At 41.8% G+C, this 16,957-nt stretch carries 14 protein-coding genes; 8 read left to right on the top strand and 6 right to left on the bottom strand.

Translation table 11 applies throughout. The annotated features are described in order from the left end of the window. Positions 1 to 30: 30 nt before the first annotated feature. The 6 genes from BUW93_RS01510 (at position 31) to BUW93_RS01535 (ending at position 8,504) form a co-directional block, all read left to right on the top strand. On the top strand, positions 31 to 915 hold the full coding sequence (locus BUW93_RS01510) for a hypothetical protein (protein WP_081208504.1): 885 nt from the start codon (positions 31 to 33) through the stop codon (positions 913 to 915). Positions 916 to 979: 64 nt separating this feature from the next. After that, positions 980 to 2,515: a glycine--tRNA ligase gene (locus BUW93_RS01515; protein ID WP_081208506.1), complete on the top strand. Its 1,536-nt coding sequence runs from the start codon at positions 980 to 982 to the stop codon at positions 2,513 to 2,515. A 120-nt stretch (positions 2,516 to 2,635) separates the two neighbouring features. Further along, entirely contained in the window at positions 2,636 to 5,608 is a 2,973-nt protein-coding gene (locus tag BUW93_RS01520; RefSeq protein WP_081208507.1) for a GEVED domain-containing protein, read from the top strand. Between the two features lie 106 nt (positions 5,609 to 5,714). Then, positions 5,715 to 6,476: an exodeoxyribonuclease III gene (locus BUW93_RS01525; protein ID WP_081208508.1), complete on the top strand. Its 762-nt coding sequence runs from the start codon at positions 5,715 to 5,717 to the stop codon at positions 6,474 to 6,476. Between the two features lie 17 nt (positions 6,477 to 6,493). Continuing rightward, on the top strand, positions 6,494 to 7,444 hold the full coding sequence (locus tag BUW93_RS01530; RefSeq protein ID WP_081208510.1) for an OmpA family protein: 951 nt from the start codon (positions 6,494 to 6,496) through the stop codon (positions 7,442 to 7,444). 25 nt (positions 7,445 to 7,469) lie between these two features. Further along, on the top strand, positions 7,470 to 8,504 hold the full coding sequence (locus tag BUW93_RS01535) for an aldo/keto reductase (RefSeq protein WP_081208511.1): 1,035 nt from the start codon (positions 7,470 to 7,472) through the stop codon (positions 8,502 to 8,504). Here BUW93_RS01535 and BUW93_RS01540 read toward each other — a convergent pair. Genes BUW93_RS01540 through panC form a run of 6 tightly spaced genes read right to left on the bottom strand, consistent with a single transcriptional unit; the run spans position 8,501 to position 14,426 of the window. Next, complete coding sequence (locus BUW93_RS01540) at positions 8,501 to 9,643, bottom strand: peptidoglycan DD-metalloendopeptidase family protein (protein WP_081209485.1); 1,143 nt, start codon at positions 9,641 to 9,643, stop codon at positions 8,501 to 8,503. The two genes, BUW93_RS01535 and BUW93_RS01540, sit on opposite strands and share 4 nt — an antisense overlap. A 34-nt stretch (positions 9,644 to 9,677) precedes the next feature. Next, the gene (gene radA, locus BUW93_RS01545; RefSeq protein WP_081208512.1) at positions 9,678 to 11,042 is read right to left on the bottom strand and encodes a DNA repair protein RadA; all 1,365 of its coding nucleotides are present in this window, start codon (positions 11,040 to 11,042) and stop codon (positions 9,678 to 9,680) included. Between the two features lie 21 nt (positions 11,043 to 11,063). Beyond that, positions 11,064 to 12,212 (bottom strand): alpha/beta hydrolase, encoded by a 1,149-nt coding sequence (locus tag BUW93_RS01550; RefSeq protein WP_081208514.1) that lies wholly within the window; start codon positions 12,210 to 12,212, stop codon positions 11,064 to 11,066. A gap of 33 nt (positions 12,213 to 12,245) precedes the next feature. After that, a complete protein-coding gene (locus tag BUW93_RS01555) occupies positions 12,246 to 13,214 on the bottom strand; it encodes a lysylphosphatidylglycerol synthase transmembrane domain-containing protein (RefSeq protein ID WP_081208515.1) in 969 nt (322 codons plus the stop codon). 6 nt (positions 13,215 to 13,220) lie between these two features. Beyond that, positions 13,221 to 13,571, bottom strand: coding sequence for an aspartate 1-decarboxylase (gene panD, locus BUW93_RS01560; protein ID WP_081208516.1), 351 nt, complete (start codon positions 13,569 to 13,571; stop codon positions 13,221 to 13,223). Between the two features lie 6 nt (positions 13,572 to 13,577). Then, positions 13,578 to 14,426 carry a pantoate--beta-alanine ligase gene (gene panC / locus BUW93_RS01565; RefSeq protein ID WP_081208518.1) on the bottom strand — a complete coding sequence of 283 codons (849 nt, stop codon included), beginning with the start codon at positions 14,424 to 14,426 and terminating at the stop codon, positions 13,578 to 13,580. Between the two features lie 110 nt (positions 14,427 to 14,536). Between panC and BUW93_RS01570 the strand changes: the two genes are divergently transcribed. Further along, entirely contained in the window at positions 14,537 to 15,349 is an 813-nt protein-coding gene (locus BUW93_RS01570; protein ID WP_081208519.1) for a glycogen/starch synthase, read from the top strand. A gap of 12 nt (positions 15,350 to 15,361) precedes the next feature. After that, positions 15,362 to 16,924 (top strand): DUF4270 domain-containing protein, encoded by a 1,563-nt coding sequence (locus BUW93_RS01575; protein WP_081208521.1) that lies wholly within the window; start codon positions 15,362 to 15,364, stop codon positions 16,922 to 16,924. Positions 16,925 to 16,957: the final 33 nt, after the last annotated feature.

The following is a 16,957-nucleotide window of genomic DNA, read 5'->3' on the forward strand; positions in this document are numbered from 1 at the left end:
CTCATAAATTTACAAACTAAATTCTATTATATGATGACTGAAAAGAAGAACAATACAGCCTTGAAGGTCTTAACCGGTATTCTGGCAATCGCCCTTTTAGTTTTGGGCATCTATACCGTTAAATTTTACAATGAAGAGAAAGAAAATAAGGCAATTCTCCAAAAGGAAAAAGCCGTAATTGAAGATGAACTTAATGACCTTATCATTAAATATGACGAGGCGATCGAAGAAAATGAAGTGCTGGATCAGGATCTTGTGAACGCACGCGATAGGATAGAGCGTCTCCTGGATTCGGTTAAAGATTACGATGCTACTTACGCCATGAATACCCGTCTGCAAAGGGAGATTTCAAACCTCAAAATTGAGCGGGAACGTTTATTCAGGGTCGTGGATAGTTTAAGCGCCCAAAATCAGAGAATGGCAACAACGCTTGATAGTACTAACGTGGTCCTCCAGGAAAGAACCCGAATTTCAGATTCTCTTCAGAGTACCAATCAGAATCTTTCCAATAAAGTAGACCGAGCTTCACAACTTAAAATTACCAGTCTCTCAGGAGAAGGAGTAATTGTGAGAAACAGCGGAAAGCTGGTAGAAAACGACCGCACCCGAAGGATAGACCAGATAAGGACCTGTTTTACCATTACGGCAAATGATCTTGCCGGCCCGGGAGAAAGAAATATGTATGTTCAGGTTTATAATCCCGAAAACGAATTGGTAGGCGACGAAATTGTGGTAAATCACGAGGGCGGTCCAATGGTGTATAGTGCGGCCTCTAAGGTGTACTATGAAAACAACGAGCTGGATGTTTGTATTTTAGCCAACACCCAGGAAGATAAATTGCTGGAAGGAAATTATAAGGTGTATGTCTATGCTGAAGACGTGTTGCTGGGAACAGGATCATTTAGCCTTAGATAATTAAAAATTTAAATTTCAAAGGCCGCCTTGACTAATATCGGGGCGGTTTTTTTATTTTTGCGCTATGGCAAAACAAGAAGATTTATTTAAAAATGTAATATCCCATGCTAAAGAGTATGGGTATATTTTTGCGTCGAGTGAAATTTATGACGGATTAAGCGCCGTTTACGACTATGGTCAGAACGGGGCCGAATTAAAAAAGAACATCAAAGATTACTGGTGGAAAAGCATGGTGCAACTGCACCAGAACATTGTTGGTCTTGATGCCGCAATACTAATGCATCCTACCACCTGGAAGGCTTCAGGCCACGTAGATGCTTTTAATGATCCGTTAATTGATAATAAAGATTCTAAAAAACGTTACCGCGCCGATGTGTTGGTGGAGGATTATGCCGAAAAGATCCATCAAAAGGCGGAGAAGGAAATTGCCAAAGCACGAAAGCGTTTTGGAGATGCCTTTAATGAAGAGGAATTTGTGACTACCAATCCACGGGTTATTCGTTACCGCAAGGAACAAAAGGAGATTCTTGAGCGGCTTGCAAAGTCGTTAACCGAAGAAGATCTGGACGATGTAAAAGCTCTTATTGAGGAATTGGGAATAGCCTGCCCTGAAAGTGGTTCAAAGAACTGGACCAATGTCAAGCAATTCAACCTTATGTTTGGCACAAAGTTAGGCGCTTCGGCCGATACTGCTTCAGATTTATACCTGCGTCCCGAGACAGCCCAGGGAATCTTCGTAAATTTTTCTAACGTTCAGAAAACCGGAAGGATGAAAATTCCTTTTGGAATAGCACAAATTGGAAAGGCTTTCAGAAATGAGATTGTAGCCAGGCAGTTTATCTTCCGTCAGCGGGAGTTCGAACAGATGGAAATGCAATTTTTTGTGCGGCCCGGCGAAGAGCTGAAATGGTTTGAACATTGGAAAGAAACCCGTCAGAAATGGCACGATTCCCTTAACCTGGGGAAAGAAAACTACCGTTTTCACGACCACGAGAAAATGGCGCATTACGCCAATGCCGCTACAGATATTGAATTCAATTTCCCTTTTGGATTCAAGGAACTGGAAGGAATTCATTCCCGTACAGATTTCGATTTGAAAGCACACGAAGAGCATTCAGGAAAGAAGCTGCGGTTTTATGATCCTGAGCTTAAAGAGAATTATGTTCCTTACGTGATTGAGACCTCTATTGGTTTAGACCGGATGTTCCTGGCAGTATTTTCGTCGTCTCTAAAAGAAGAGGAGCTTGAGGATGGAAGCAGTAGAACGGTTTTAAAGTTGCCTGCCGTGCTGGCTCCTACCAAGGCTGCCGTTCTTCCACTGGTTAAAAAAGATGGGTTGCCGGAACTGGCTCAGGAAATAATTGAAGAATTGAAATGGGATCTCCAGGTACAATATGACGAAAAAGATGCCATTGGTCGAAGGTATCGCCGCCAGGATGCCGTGGGAACGCCATTTTGCATTACCGTAGATCATGATTCTCTGGAGGATAGAACCGTAACGCTGCGCTACAGGGATACTATGGAACAAAAACGTGTGAAAATTTCAGAATTGGCATCTCTTATTAAAGAGGAAGTCGACTTTAAAAAATGGTTGAGATAAGTTTCGTTTAATTCAGCTAAATCTTAAAAAAGAGGCATTTAATAGTTTATTAGGTGCCTCTTTTGTTTCTATTATCCTGATAATGATTATTTTTAAAGAATATATCCAGAATTGCTGTAGATGAAAAAAATACTATTACTAATTGCGTTGTTTTTTGTTTTTCAACTTCCTGGCCTGGCACAGGATAGGGTGGTGGCTGGGCCTGGGTATATCGATTCGGCTCAGGCGGTGCCATCTGCAGCATTTTCAAAAACCAGGTTTATTTCCCCTACCACAGAGTACAAATTCTTTAATCCCAGAAATCGGGGAATTAATAAAATAGTACCGGGGAAAGGGCTGCCCAGAGGGGAAGACCCCACAAGGCAGCGTACAATGGGGGATGTAAAACTTTCCGGTGAAAAAAAACTGAATTTTGAGGCTGTGAGTACCCGGGCAACCCCTTCTGATCCTACTGGAGTGGCAGGTCCCAATCATTATGTTAACGCCTGGAATGCAGCTTTTTCTATTTTCGATAAAAATGGAAACCAATTAACACCCCCTGCCGATCTTGCCAGTTTTGGGGGTGAATTTGCCAATGAAAGAGGGGGAGACCCCATAGTGGTTTACGATGAGAATGCCGATCGTTATCTTATTAGCCAAATGGATACGCTTCCGGGAAGTTTTTTAATAGCTGTTTCTCAAGGCCCAGATCCTGTGAATTCTGGGTGGTATACCTACCGATTTCCAACAAATGGGATGTTTCCCGATTATCCAAAAATGTCTGTTTGGTCTGATGGTTATTATTTCACCACCAATAAAGACAATACTACTGCCGAGCAAAGTGAAGTTATCTACGTAATGGAGCGGGATAAGATGTTAAGGGGAGCACCTGCAAAGGTTATTGGGTTTCCGCTTCCCGGAATTAAAACCAGTCGGTTTTATAGTCCGGCAGGTTTCAATGTGAATGGGAAGGAATTACCTCCCCCGGGGAATTCGCCTATAGTCTATATGCAGGATGATTCCTGGGAAGGGGTCAATGAAGATCTTTTAAAATTATGGTTGGTGAACGTTGACTGGGATCAGCCGGAGAATTCTACAATTTCTGAATCTCAAGAACTCGGGGCAGGAGAAGGAGTCTCTCCTTTTCATTCTACTTTTGATGGGGGCTCGTTTAAAAATTTAGCTCAGCCTTTTGATGCTCCTGATATAGACGCCCTGCAGGCCACAATGATGTACGCTACCCAATACCGCCGATTTGGTACTCACAACTCTGTTGTGATGAACTTTGTGGTAGATATCGAGCCCAGTGCAGCCGAACATGCTGCGGTGCGGTGGTATGAGCTTCGCCAGCGCGAGGATGGAGCTCCATGGCAGGTTTACCAGGAAGGTACTTATGCTCCTGATAAAAGTGATAGGTTCGGCGGCAGTATCGCTATTGATGCTGAAGGGAATATAGGTTTAGGCTATACAGTGCTGGATGACAGCCCGGAGCGACCAATTCCGCCTTCGCTTCGCTTTACCGGTAGATTTGAGGGAGATCCCAGAGGAGTGATGACTGTGGAAGAAGAAAGTATTATAGAAGGCATTAGTCCCAATCCCAGTTTTCGTTATGGAGATTATTCTCATATGAGTGTAGATGCCGCGGATGGCTTAACCTTCTGGTATATAGGCGAAGTTTTTGAAGGAGATCAACGCATTAACCAGGTTGGAACCTTTAGAATTGCGCCGGAATATAATAATGACCTTGCCATAACAAAATTGGTAGCCCCAGTAGAGTCTACCCTTGGAGAAAATGAGGAAATAACTATCAGAATCAGGAATCTGGGAAGGAATTCCCAATCAGATTTTGAGGTAAGTTATAGTGTTAATGGAGGAGAAACAGTTACCGAAACCATTAGGGAGACCCTGGGAAGTACTGAGATGTTAGAGTATACATTTAGTGAAACCGTAGATCTTTCTGAAGCGGGAGCAGCCTACGAAATTAGCGTTAGTATTAATCTTGCCTCTGATGAGAATGAGAATAATAATGGTCTTACCGAGACTATCCTGCATCTTCCACCCAATGACATAGGCATTAGTTCAATAGACGCCCCTGAGACAGGAGAATTTTTAGGTGCAACAGAGGAAGTGGTGGTTACCATAGAAAATTTTGGAGGAATGCCCCAGGAGGATTTCCAGGTGAGTTATCAGCTTGGAAATAATTTTAGTGTTGTTGAGAATTTCCCGGGAGTGCTTGAGGTTGGCCAGGATGAGGTTTATACTTTTTCTCAAACCTTAGATCTTTCAAAATCGGGATGGTATAAAATTGAAGCCAGCACCCTACTGGAAACCGATACAAAACCTGAGAATGATTCAATAGTAGAAACTGTAGTGAGTATGGATTGTATTCCGCAGGGAAGTGATTGTAGCTTCGGTGACGGGATATGGTCTTTTGAGCTTGGTGATTTATTGAATGAAAATATCCCCTGCGGAAATGGATATGCCGATTTCACCGATCAAACCACCACTCTGGACCGCTCGGAAAGCACTCATATAGTTTCTGTGCAAACCTCTTTTGTAGCTCAGGAAAGGGAGCAGTTCTCTATGTGGATAGATTTTAATGACAATGCGGTTTTTGAAGATTCGGAAAGGGTGATTACTTCCCAGGCTCTAACCCGTTATAAAGCCTGGGAAAGCTTTGAATTTGATCTTCCCGAAGATGCTCCGCTAGGGCAACATCTATTAAGGATCAGGGCTGGGGATACAGATCCACAATGGAGTGGTGACTTAAACTCCCCCTGTTCAGTAATGCAATATGGGACAACTCACGATTATACAGTTACCATTACCGACAGCACCCTCGATATTGAAGATTTGCTTCTCTCAGAAGCTGAATTGATTATTCTTTCACAGGATCAGCAACAATTTAAGGCTATACTGGAGACCACCTATGACCAGCCCTTACGAATAAGTGTGTATAATATACTTGGACAACAGATGATTGAAAACCAAGTGATGAGTAATGGAGGTGCCTATGTGTACGAATTTGATATGAGCTATGCAGCACGAGGGGTCTATCTTGTGCGGGTAGGTACCCGGAAAGTTGGAAAAGTAAAACGTATCATCGTGAAGTAGAAAATATTCGCCTTTATAAATTTTTCAAATAACAATATTTCTTTTAATTAAAATCCTGGGCTTGCGGTTTTTCCCGGAAGCCTTATTTTTGAACAAAACAGATTAAATGAAAATCATTTCCTATAACGTAAACGGAATAAGAGCAGCAATAAGAAAAGGATTTTTAGATTGGGTACAACAAGTTAACCCAGATGTGGTTTGCCTTCAGGAAATAAAGGCCCAGCCCGAACAACTCAACCTTGAGGATTTTGAAGAAGCAGGATATCCTTATCATTATTGGTATCCAGCACAAAAAAAAGGTTACAGTGGGGTGGCTATCTTAAGCAAAACCAAGCCTGAGAACGTCGAATTTGGTACCGGGATAGATTACATGGATTTTGAAGGTCGAAATATCCGCGTAGATTTTGAGGAATTCTCGGTGATGAGCCTTTATTTACCTTCCGGTACAAATATCAATCGCCTGGAGCATAAGCTTCAGTATATGGACGATTTCCAGCGTTATATCGATGAACTCAAATTAGAGGTTCCCAATCTTGTGATTTGCGGGGATTATAATATTTGCCACCAACCAATCGATATTCATGACCCGGTACGCCTAAAGAATGTTTCCGGTTTTCTTCCTGTAGAGCGGGAGTGGCTTGATAATTTTATGAAAAGTGGCTTCATTGATTCTTTCCGGTATTTTAATGAGGAAGCCGATCAGTATTCCTGGTGGAGCTACCGTGCCAATGCCCGAGCTAATAACAAAGGTTGGCGAATTGATTATAATTTAGTGGCAGAGCCACTGCAAGATAAATTAAAACGAGCCGTTATATTACCAGAAGCTTATCACAGCGACCATTGCCCGGTATTGCTGGAGCTGGAATAAAACCCAAATACTTTACTATGAAAAAAATTGCCCTAATGGCGCTGGTTGTAGTTTTTAGCCTTACCTCCTGCGTATCCTCAAAAGTATATAATGACCTTGAAAGCAAACACGCCGACCTTAAACGGGAAAACCGAGACCTTAAGAGCGAACTTGAAAAATACAAAAATCTCGATGAAGACTTTTCAGCATTAAAAATGGATTATGCTGAAGCCATTGCAGAAAGGGACCGTCTAAAAGAAGAACTAGCGAGTATTAGAAGAAACTATGAAACCCTGAAAGATTCTTATGATGCTCTGGAGGAGAACAGCTCAGCTGCCATTGCTGATAATTCCCGGCAGAATCGTCAACTCCTGGCCGAGTTGGAAGAAAAGGAAAATGCGCTCGCCCAGGAACAATCACATTTGGCCAGACTACAACGTGATTTAGATTCCAGGTCGAGAAGAATAGATGAGCTAGAGAGCCTCATTGCAGCAAAAGATGCTAAGATGAATGCGCTAAAAGAGGCGATTTCGAAAGCACTAACCAATTTTGAGGGAAAAGGCTTGAGTGTAGAACAACGCGATGGGAAAGTTTATGTTTCCATGGAAAATAAATTGCTTTTCAGCTCTGGAAGCTGGGCCGTTAATGCCGAAGGAAGACAGGCTGTACAACAATTAGGGCAGGTGCTGGCGCAAAATCCAGATATCGCAGTTCTAATTGAAGGCCATACCGATGACGTGCCATATGGTGGAAGTGGAGCTTTAAAAGATAACTGGGATCTTTCTACAAAAAGAGCGACCTCTATAGTTCAAATCCTGCGGGAAAACAATAATATTGATCCTCAAAATTTAACTGCTGCCGGTCGGGGGGAATACGCTCCAATCACAACCAATGAAACAGCTGAGGGCAGATCCAGGAACAGAAGAATTGAAGTAATTCTTACTCCAAAACTTGATGAGGTAACTAAATTGCTAAACGAAGAAGACTAAAAGATTTTCCTTAGGAAATTAAAATATGAAATATACCAACCTACCGAATACCGATTTAAAAGTTAGTAAAATATGCCTGGGTACGATGACCTGGGGAGAACAGAATACAGAAACCGAAGGTCACGAACAAATCGATCTTGCCCTGGAAAAAGGAGTTAATTTCCTTGATACAGCCGAAATGTATTCTGTGCCTGCCCGTCCCGAAACCCAGGGAAGAACAGAAGAAATTATTGGGACCTGGCTTAATAAAACCAAACGTAGGGATGAGATCGTACTGGCATCAAAAATTGTGGGCCCGGGAGAATATGTGGCTCATATCCGGGAGAAGCTGGATTATTCTAAAGATACCCTCGAGGATGCTCTCGATAAGAGTTTAAAACGCCTCCAAACCGATGTAATCGATATTTATCAGCTTCATTGGCCCGAGCGGCAAACGAACTTTTTTGGGAAAAGAGGATTTTCGGTTTCAGAGGGTGAAGAATGGGAGGAAAATTTTGAGGAAGTATTATCTAATCTTCAGGATTTCGTGAAAAAAGGAAAGATAAAATACATTGGCCTATCCAATGAAACTCCCTATGGATTAATGCGTTTCCTTGAGGAAAGCAAAAAGGATCTTCCCAGAGTGCTCACGGTTCAAAATCCATATAATCTTCTAAACCGAAAGGATGAAATTGGATTAACCGAGGTGCTGCATAGGGAAAATGTAGGGTACTTGCCCTATTCCCCGCTTGGGATGGGCGTTTTAACCGGAAAACATTTGGATGGAATTCAGAAAAATACCAGGCTGGATTTATTTCCGCAGTATAAAAGATATTCGAATGAGCAGACGGTGAAAGCGACCCGGGCATACTCCGAAATAGCTAAAAAACACGGACTCAGTTTCGCACAAATGTCACTGGCCTTTATCAATCAGCAGCCATTTGTGACCAGTAATATTATTGGTGCCACCAATTTGAAGCAGCTTACTGAAAATATCGAGAGTATAGATTTGGAGCTTTCCCCTGAGTTAATTGAAGAGATAAATGCGGTTCACGAAAGCATTCCTAATCCCGCTCCTTAGATAGGAGCAACAAGACTTTGGTGAATGTAAGAGGCTTTATTTTCAAATGTTCTAACGTGATACCAGTCTTTGGCTTTTCCGAGGAAATTTAAGGTGTCATTTGAGTTTAAGGTTTTCAGAACTTTGGAGTTCCTGGTATCCGGGCGGTTTCTTAGGTTGGCTTTTGTTGAGGTAATTAGTAATTTCTCTGGATAATTGTTTTCCGAAGCATTATTAATTTCCAGCTCCGGGGTTTGAAAAACAAAACCCAATGGATCTATCGCGCCCCGATAACTTTTGTAAATCCCAAAATGTAGATGCGGCGGGGTGGTACGGGCGTTTCCGGTATTTCCCACATAGCCTAGGGTGTCGCCTGTTTTTACTTTTCCTGAAACAGGATGAATGCTGTCTAAATGTGCGTAATACAAAGATTGTTTCCTTTTATTATCGCGCAACCAAACCTGTTTGCCCCCCAGGCCTTTTTCCCCTGTGAAGGTGATGCGGCCATCGGTTGCCGCAACAACGGGAGTCCCTCGTTTGGCAAAAATGTCTATGCCTTCATGGCTTCTTGCGCCTCCATCCCTAACTGCACCCCAATAACTTTGAATTGAGTTGTTTTTACCTGCCAGGACCGGAAAGACATAAGCGGGTTTTTTTTCTATTCTGAAAGTGAAGGCTGTATTTGCTTCAATTTCAGGTTGGACGATAAGTTTGTATGTTCCGGCTGTTTCAGGTTCAAAGCTGAATTCTTTTTTCTGAAAATCAGCAGTTTCAATCTTCTTAAAATTCGGGATAGAATCTCCCATTTTCTGGTACAATTCGATAAACACCAAATTTTTCACTGAATCGGTTTCCGCAGTAAAATTCAGGATCTCTCCCGGCTGAAGTTCAATTTCATAGGAATAGATCTGGAAACCACGAGGCTTGAAATTACCGGTTTCAGCATAAGGAAGTTCAATATTCACACTGTCCTGAAGGGCCAGATCAACCTGGGATTTCCAAAGGTTGAATAATTCATCTGAGATATCAAAGTCACGCTGGTATTTCTCCTTAGCGGTGGGGTTTGTTATAAAATCGGAAGCCTTGTTGATCTGGGAACAGGCGGTGATTAGTAAAACCAAATTGATTAAAAGTACTTTTATCTGAAGCGTTTTTCTCATAGACGCCCATTTAAAAGCAGGAATTATGCCATTATTAGCCAAAGAGATGGCTAACCACATCTTCGATTTTAGCGGATTTTATGACCTCTATGGTAAAATTGTTTTTCGGTATCTTACTTTGTTTAGCGATCATAATCTTTGCGAATCCGAGTTTTTCGGCTTCCAGGATACGTTGCTCCACTTTGGTTACCGGTCTTATTTCTCCGGCAAGGCCAACTTCTGCGGCAAAGCAAATGTCTTTTTCTACCGCGATATCTTCATTTGAAGACAAGATAGCGGCAACCACAGCCAGATCAATAGCAGGATCGTCTACGCTTATTCCCCCGGTGACATTCAGGAAAACATCTTTTGCTCCCAGGCGGAATCCCGCTCGTTTTTCCAGCACGGCAAGCAGCATATTCAATCTTTTCACATTATAACCCGTTGCAGAGCGTTGTGGAGTACCATAAACGGCGGTACTCACCAAAGCCTGAATCTCGATCATCAACGGGCGCATTCCTTCCAGGGTTGCTGCAATGGCAGTTCCGCTGAGGTCTTCGTCGTTTTTGGAAATGAGAATTTCAGAAGGATTAGTGACTTCCCGTAAACCGCTGCCCTGCATCTCGTATATTCCCAGTTCGTGTGTAGAGCCAAAGCGATTTTTATGAGCACGGAGAATTCGGTAGACGTGATTTCTATCCCCTTCAAACTGAAGTACGGTGTCTACCATATGCTCCAAAACCTTTGGCCCGGCGATACTGCCTTCTTTGGTAATATGGCCGATTAAAATTACCGGAGTATCGGTTTCCTTGGCGAATTTTATCAGTTCGGCGGTACATTCTCTTATCTGGGAAATACTACCGGGCGAGCTTTCTATGTAATCGCTGTGAAGGGTTTGTATGGAATCAATAATAAGCACCTGGGGCCCTACACTTTCAATATGCCGAAAGATATTCTGAGTCTTGGTTTCAGTTAGAATATAACAATTTGCCGGATTAGGATTAATGCGTTCAGCCCGCATTTTTATTTGCTGCTGACTTTCTTCGCCCGAAACATACAACACCTTATAATTAAGCTGAAGCGAAATTTGAAGCAAAAGGGTACTTTTGCCAATACCCGGTTCTCCACCGAGTAGGGTAAGAGAACCGGGCACAAGGCCGCCTCCCAAAACCCTGTCCAGCTCATTGTTTGAGGTTTTCCAGCGGTTTTCGGGAGCGGTCTCGATCTCGGCAATTTTGAGTGGCCGGTTTGCTCTTTTAGATTCTTTTGAAGCGGGTGTTTTCCAGTCTTTAGGATCTGGTTTCTGCACCAGTTCTTCAACTATAGTATTCCACTCTCCGCAGGCGGAACATTTCCCCTGCCATTTTGAATATTGGCTGCCACAATTCTGGCAATAAAAAGTAGTCTTTACCTTGGCCATTTAAGCTTCTGAATTTTTATGCTAATAACCGAAATCTTTTTTAATCGCATCGGCTTTGGCTAGCATAAAATCGGTGTCCAGGAAGGCAATTTTTTCCTGTCCATAGGCTTTTTGATAAGTTTTCATCGCCTTTCTGGGATTTCCGGTTTCCTCTTCATAGCGCGCCTCAAAATAGGTAGCCAACATGGTTCCGGGATAATGATTCTCTGCAAGTTTGCTTAGTTCACGATAATCATCCCAGCGGCGGGTTTTTTCTATAGCCTTGTATATAGCCATAAAATCATTCAGCCGTATTTGTTTCTCTACGTGAAAAAGCTCATTTATGCTTTCGTATTTCTCCGTTAAATACTGAACCGGAGATATAGAAGTTTGTAATAGAATCTCGTTATATTCTTTTACAGAAATCGGACTGTAAACCTGGAACATACTAGCCAAAGCTGAGGGGATAGCTTTTCCTACCAAAGTATAATGTGTGGTGTTCTCAAAATTGTCGAAATGGTATTCCACCATTTTGTTGTCTAAAGTTTTTAACTGTTTATCGAAAGAAAGTATTTTTTCTTTGAGTTGAGCGATATCGTCACTTCCGGTAGCCAGGTAGTACCATTTTTTTGTTTCAGACTTAGCCAGGGAATTGCTGATTCTTTCGGTCATTTGAGGAGCCAGGTCTGGACTAAGGTTTATATAACCGTCAAAAAGAGGGTCGGGTTTGAAGAGGTAGTAATTAATAAAGTTAGAAGTGAAATCGTGGCCTACGATAACTCTAAAATCGGTGGTGCGATATTTACCGTCTAAATGTTGCAAAAGTTCCATTCCCAGGAACTCGAAAAAAGCCGCGCCATCTCCCGAGGGTAAAAAATTTCGCTCGTCGTAAGCGGCGTCATATTCCCGGCTGCCATCCTGGTTGATTCCTACCACGATCATTTCGGGAGCATCTTCCCAGTAGGAGTAAAAATCAACATTTCCGGCAACAGGTTCAAAGAGGTAATCGCCGTCCAAAACGATCATTACCGGATAGGATTTTTCAGTATTTGCCTCATAATCCCGTGGTAACTGGATTTTTAATTGTCTTTCTTCCCCGAGTTTCTCCGAGTTAATTGTTTCATAAAGTGTTTGTGAAAATGTGAATATTGGAGCAATAAATGTTACAAATAAGAGTAATTTTTTCATCATAGGTGTTAATTTGGTTATATAACCCCAAGATAATCAATTATTCTTACGGTTAAAAAGAGGAAGTATAATGAAGGAGAGGGCTCCCAGTACCAGTACTAGCAGGGTTTGTGTGCCCCAGGTAAGCCAGCCAAAGGCTTCGCCCGATTGCTTGCTTATTCCAAAAAGCACCAGAATTGCGCCAATGGCTACCGGATATACCCCAATTCCGCCATTGGTGGCTGAAATCGCCAGCGACCCCACGACAAAAGCGGCTAACATCATACCTAATTCGGGTGGCACCATTTCGGGAACAGAGAAGCTTATCACGTAGAACATTAGGATATACATAAGCCAAATGAAAAGGGTGTGAAAAAGGAAAGCCCATTTTTGTTTCATTCTAAAAATGCTCCGCATTCCTTCAATTAAACCCTGGGCCATCTTCCTGATTTTTATCAGAAAAGGTAGATTAGAGCGTTTAATCAGCCAGATGAACCCTATCCCTGCAAGGAGTAGCACAAATAATATTGCGATAGTAACAAGCGGGTTGATCTGATTGGCTTTAAAATAGGTGAGCAGGTGTTCGGTTTGAAGGATAAGCGTGAAACCCATAATTGCGAGCATAATTACTATATCGGCAATCCTTTCGGAAATAATAGTGCCGAAGGCTTTTTCAAAAGGTACTTTTTCATAGCTGGAAAGAGTTGCGGCTCTAAGAACTTCCCCGGACCGGGGGATACCAAAATTAGCCAGATAACCTGCCATAACGGCCATAAAAGAATTTGCGAACCGGGGTTTGTACCCCATTGGCTCGAGCATATATTGCCACCTGTATGCACGGGACATATGTGACAAGGTCCCAAAAACCAGGGAAAGAATTAGCCAAAACGGGTTGGCATTTACAATGTTGTCTAAAAGCTCCCGGCGCTCCTGAGGGGTTGCGCTTTGCAGAGAATACCAAATGAAAATAAACCCGAGTAGAAGGGGGAGAATGATCTTTAGTATTTTGGAGGTTTTTTTGTTCAAAAAAAATTAACTCAAAAGGTTATTTTCTTCGTTAGGAAATACCAATGAGGGTTTGAATGATTTTGCTTCTTCAAATTCCATTATGGCGTAGGCAATAAGTATAAGCACATCGCCTTTGGCTACTTTCCTTGCAGCTGCGCCATTTAGGGTTATTTCTCCGGAATTTCTGGGTCCGGGGATAACGTAGGTCTCAAGCCGTTCGCCATTATTATTATTAACGATCTGGACTTTTTCCCCTTCTATGATATTGGCTGCATCCATAAGGTCTTCGTCTATAGTTATGCTACCAATATAATTAAGGTCTGCACCCGTTACCTTTACGCGATGAATTTTAGATTTTACGACGTGTACCTGCATTTTTAATTAATTTAGGGCCATATTGTCAATTAAGCGAACTTCCCCGGCATAGGCCGCGATAAAAGCACGATATTCCTGGCCTTTTCTTTTTCGGTTTATTTTTTTTAGGGTTGAGGCATCAGCTATTTCGAAGTATTCCAGCTTTAGAAAGGGATGACTTTCGAACTGAGCATATACCCAATCGGTGATGTAGTTAACACTTTTTGTGCCAAATAAGTCCCTGGATTTCAGTAGGGTTTGATGAATAAAGGAAGCACTCTCCCTTTCTTCGGGTTCCAGAAGTTCGTTTCTTGAACTACGGGCCAATCCGTTAGGTTCTCTAAGGATAGGGCAGCCAATTACTTCCACCGGGAGTTTCTCGTCTTTTGTTAATTTACGTATGATCTGTAATTGCTGAAAATCTTTCTGGCCAAAGAAGGCTTTAGAAGGCTTTACTATTTCAAATAGCAATTTTACTACAGTGCCAACTCCGTCAAAATGTCCTGCGCGGTATTTTCCTTCCATGACCTTGCCCAGCCCACCAAAATCGAATTCTTCTGAAATAATATTTTCACCATAGAGCTCTTGGGCGGTAGGGGCAAAAACCCATAAATTCGGGTTCAGGGTTTTTAATAATTCAATATCTTTCTGCAAACCTCGGGGATACTTTTCAAGATCCTGGGGGTTATTGAATTGCGTGGGATTAACGAAGATGCTCACCACCACCTGGTCGCAGATTTTTTCGGCGTTTTGCACCAAAGATAGATGTCCATCATGTAGCGCGCCCATAGTAGGCACTAATCCCAGTGTTTTTCCTTGAGATTTAAGCTCGCGCACTGCCGTTTGAAGGGCCTCTTTTTCCTTAAAAATCTGCATATTATTAAAAAATTAACAGCGTGCAAACTTAATATATTAAGGGCAATCTGCATAAAATTTTGTAATTTTGCGTGTTTTTTATTCGCAACTGCAATTAAAGCAATGAATTTATGAAAGATAAGAGGATATTGTACGTCTCGTCTGAAGTTATACCTTACCTACCTGAAACCGAAATATCATCCACGTCTTTTGAAGCCGCAAAAATGGTAAACAACCTTGGGGGCCAAATTAGAATATTTATGCCCAGGTTTGGTAATATTAATGAACGTCGCCACCAGTTACACGAAGTGATTCGCCTCTCTGGGATGAATTTGGTGATCAACGATCTTGATATGCCATTAATCATAAAAGTGGCCTCGATACCTAAAGAAAGGATGCAGGTTTATTTTATTGATAATGAAGATTATTTCAAACGTAAGGCTACCCTTACCGATGAGGATGGAAACCTCTTCGAAGATAATGACGAACGCGCCATCTTTTTTGCAAAAGGCGTGATTGAAACCGTGAAAAAATTGAACTGGTCGCCAGATATCATTCACGTTCACGGGTGGCTTGCCTCCTTATTGCCTCTTTATCTAAGACGTTATTATGGAAATGAACCTTTGTTTAGCGATGCAAAAATTGTGACTTCGGTGTACAATCAAAGTTTCGATGGGACGTTAAGTGAAGATATGCAGGAAAAGGTACTGTTTGATGGAATGGAGAACCAGGACGTGAAACACCTGAAAAATCCAAACTATGTTAACCTGATGAAAACCGCCGCCGATAATTCTGATGCTCTTATCCAGGGCAGTGAAGAAATCCCGGCTGAGTTGTCTGATTATATGACTAAACTTAAAAAACCAATACTTCCTTATAAAAACCGGGAAGAATTCGCCCAGGCTTATCAGGATTTTTACACCGAAAAAGTTTTACCCCAATAGAAATAATACCGAATGAATTTTAAGAGATTGACAGGCAAAATTGCAGCGCTTCTGGCTGTAAGCTTTGTTTTAGTAGCATGTGATGATGAGTTTAGTACTGTAGGAGGAGAAATAATCGAAAACCCTGCCGATGTAGAACTGCGGGAGCTGGAAGTGAAAACTTACAGCAAAAAAATAAATTCGGTACAAACCAATAACCTTACCGATTATTTGCTTGGAGTATATAACGACCCTGTTTATGGAGAAACCCAGGCAAGTATTTTTTCCCAACTTTCACTCACTACCACCAATCCTGATTTTGGAGATAATACCAAACTGGACAGTGTAGTACTTACTATTCCATTTTATAGTACCGAGGGTGATAGTGACGAAGCTGGGAACATCGAATATAGCCTTGATTCTATCTTCGGCGAAGGAAGCTTTAAGCTATCGGTGCAGGAATCGCGTTATTTTTTAGCCGATTTCGATCCTGATGCCGATTTTCAGAGCCGTCAGAAATATTATTCAGATCAACAGGATCTTGTGGAACAAAACCTTGTAGGGGATGTGTTATATGAAAATGATAATTTTCGTCCTTCTCCAGAGGCAATCGTAAATTATGGTTATGATGATGTTGGAGAGGCCGACACTACTACAACGGGACCTGGTTTAAGAATAAAACTTCCTGTAAATTATTTTCAGCAGAAAATAATAAACAAGGAGGGATCTTCAGAATTGAGTAACAATAACAACTTCAGGGATTATTTCCGCGGTCTTTTTCTTAAAGCCGAAGCCAATAACGATCCTGGAAGCCTAATGCTTTTTAATCTGGGTGAAGGAGATGTAAGTCTTTATTATACTTTTGAGGAAGAAGAAACCAATGAGGATGGAGACGCTGAAACCATAAGAAAAGGAGCAAGTTACCAACTAAAGTTTGGTAGTAATGCGGTTAATACTTTTGAAGGTGAATTCCCTGCAGATGTACTCGAGACCATAACTTCTGCAGACACTGTAAACGGAGAAGAAAACCTTTTCCTTAAAGGTGGCGAGGGCAGCATGGCGGTAATTGAGCTTTTTGAAGATGACACCGTATTGGAAGAATTAAAAGAAAATAATTGGCTTATTAATGAAGTTAATCTTCAGTTTTATGTAGATCAGGACCTTATGGCTGGAGCTCAGGAGCCCGATAGGTTGTATATTTATGACCTGGAAAATAACAGGGTGCTTGCCGATTATTCCTTTGCTGAGCAATTTATTGGCGATCTTAATCCTGAAGACCTTTCAGAATCAATGAAAACTTTTTCAACACCCCTGGAACGGGATGAAGATGGAAACGGAATAAAATATAGCCTAAACCTTACTCAACACGTTAGTGAAATTCTCAACAACGATGGGGAGAACGTTAAACTTGGTTTAGTGATCACCCAAAATATTAATCAAACTGCCAACTCTGCTGTGAGAGGTGGTGGGGAAGTAACCCGTGTACCGGCAATGTCTGTTTTGGCACCCCTGGGAACGGTTCTTTATGGAAATGCGTCCGAAAATGAAGAGAAGCAACCAAAGCTTCGAATTTATTATACGCGAACCACAGAATAAAAAAACTATTAACTTAACTACCAATAACTTAAA

Source organism: Salegentibacter sediminis (assembly GCF_002078605.1).
Lineage (GTDB): Bacteria > Bacteroidota > Bacteroidia > Flavobacteriales > Flavobacteriaceae > Salegentibacter > Salegentibacter sediminis.

Bases quoted from the DNA above. Each gene is read 5' to 3' on its own strand.
- BUW93_RS01550 (WP_081208514.1), bottom strand. From the start codon at position 12,212: ATGATGAAAAAATTACTCTTATTTGTAACATTTATTGCTCCAATATTC.
- BUW93_RS01570 (WP_081208519.1), top strand. From the start codon at position 14,537: ATGAAAGATAAGAGGATATTGTACGTCTCGTCTGAAGTTATACCTTAC.
- BUW93_RS01535 (WP_081208511.1), top strand. From the start codon at position 7,470: ATGAAATATACCAACCTACCGAATACCGATTTAAAAGTTAGTAAAATA.
- BUW93_RS01520 (WP_081208507.1), top strand. From the start codon at position 2,636: ATGAAAAAAATACTATTACTAATTGCGTTGTTTTTTGTTTTTCAACTT.
- BUW93_RS01530 (WP_081208510.1), top strand. From the start codon at position 6,494: ATGAAAAAAATTGCCCTAATGGCGCTGGTTGTAGTTTTTAGCCTTACC.
- BUW93_RS01575 (WP_081208521.1), top strand. From the start codon at position 15,362: ATGAATTTTAAGAGATTGACAGGCAAAATTGCAGCGCTTCTGGCTGTA.
- BUW93_RS01525 (WP_081208508.1), top strand. From the start codon at position 5,715: ATGAAAATCATTTCCTATAACGTAAACGGAATAAGAGCAGCAATAAGA.
- radA (WP_081208512.1), bottom strand. From the start codon at position 11,042: ATGGCCAAGGTAAAGACTACTTTTTATTGCCAGAATTGTGGCAGCCAA.
- BUW93_RS01540 (WP_081209485.1), bottom strand. From the start codon at position 9,643: ATGAGAAAAACGCTTCAGATAAAAGTACTTTTAATCAATTTGGTTTTA.
- BUW93_RS01515 (WP_081208506.1), top strand. From the start codon at position 980: ATGGCAAAACAAGAAGATTTATTTAAAAATGTAATATCCCATGCTAAA.
- panC (WP_081208518.1), bottom strand. From the start codon at position 14,426: ATGCAGATTTTTAAGGAAAAAGAGGCCCTTCAAACGGCAGTGCGCGAG.
- BUW93_RS01510 (WP_081208504.1), top strand. From the start codon at position 31: ATGATGACTGAAAAGAAGAACAATACAGCCTTGAAGGTCTTAACCGGT.
- panD (WP_081208516.1), bottom strand. From the start codon at position 13,571: ATGCAGGTACACGTCGTAAAATCTAAAATTCATCGCGTAAAGGTAACG.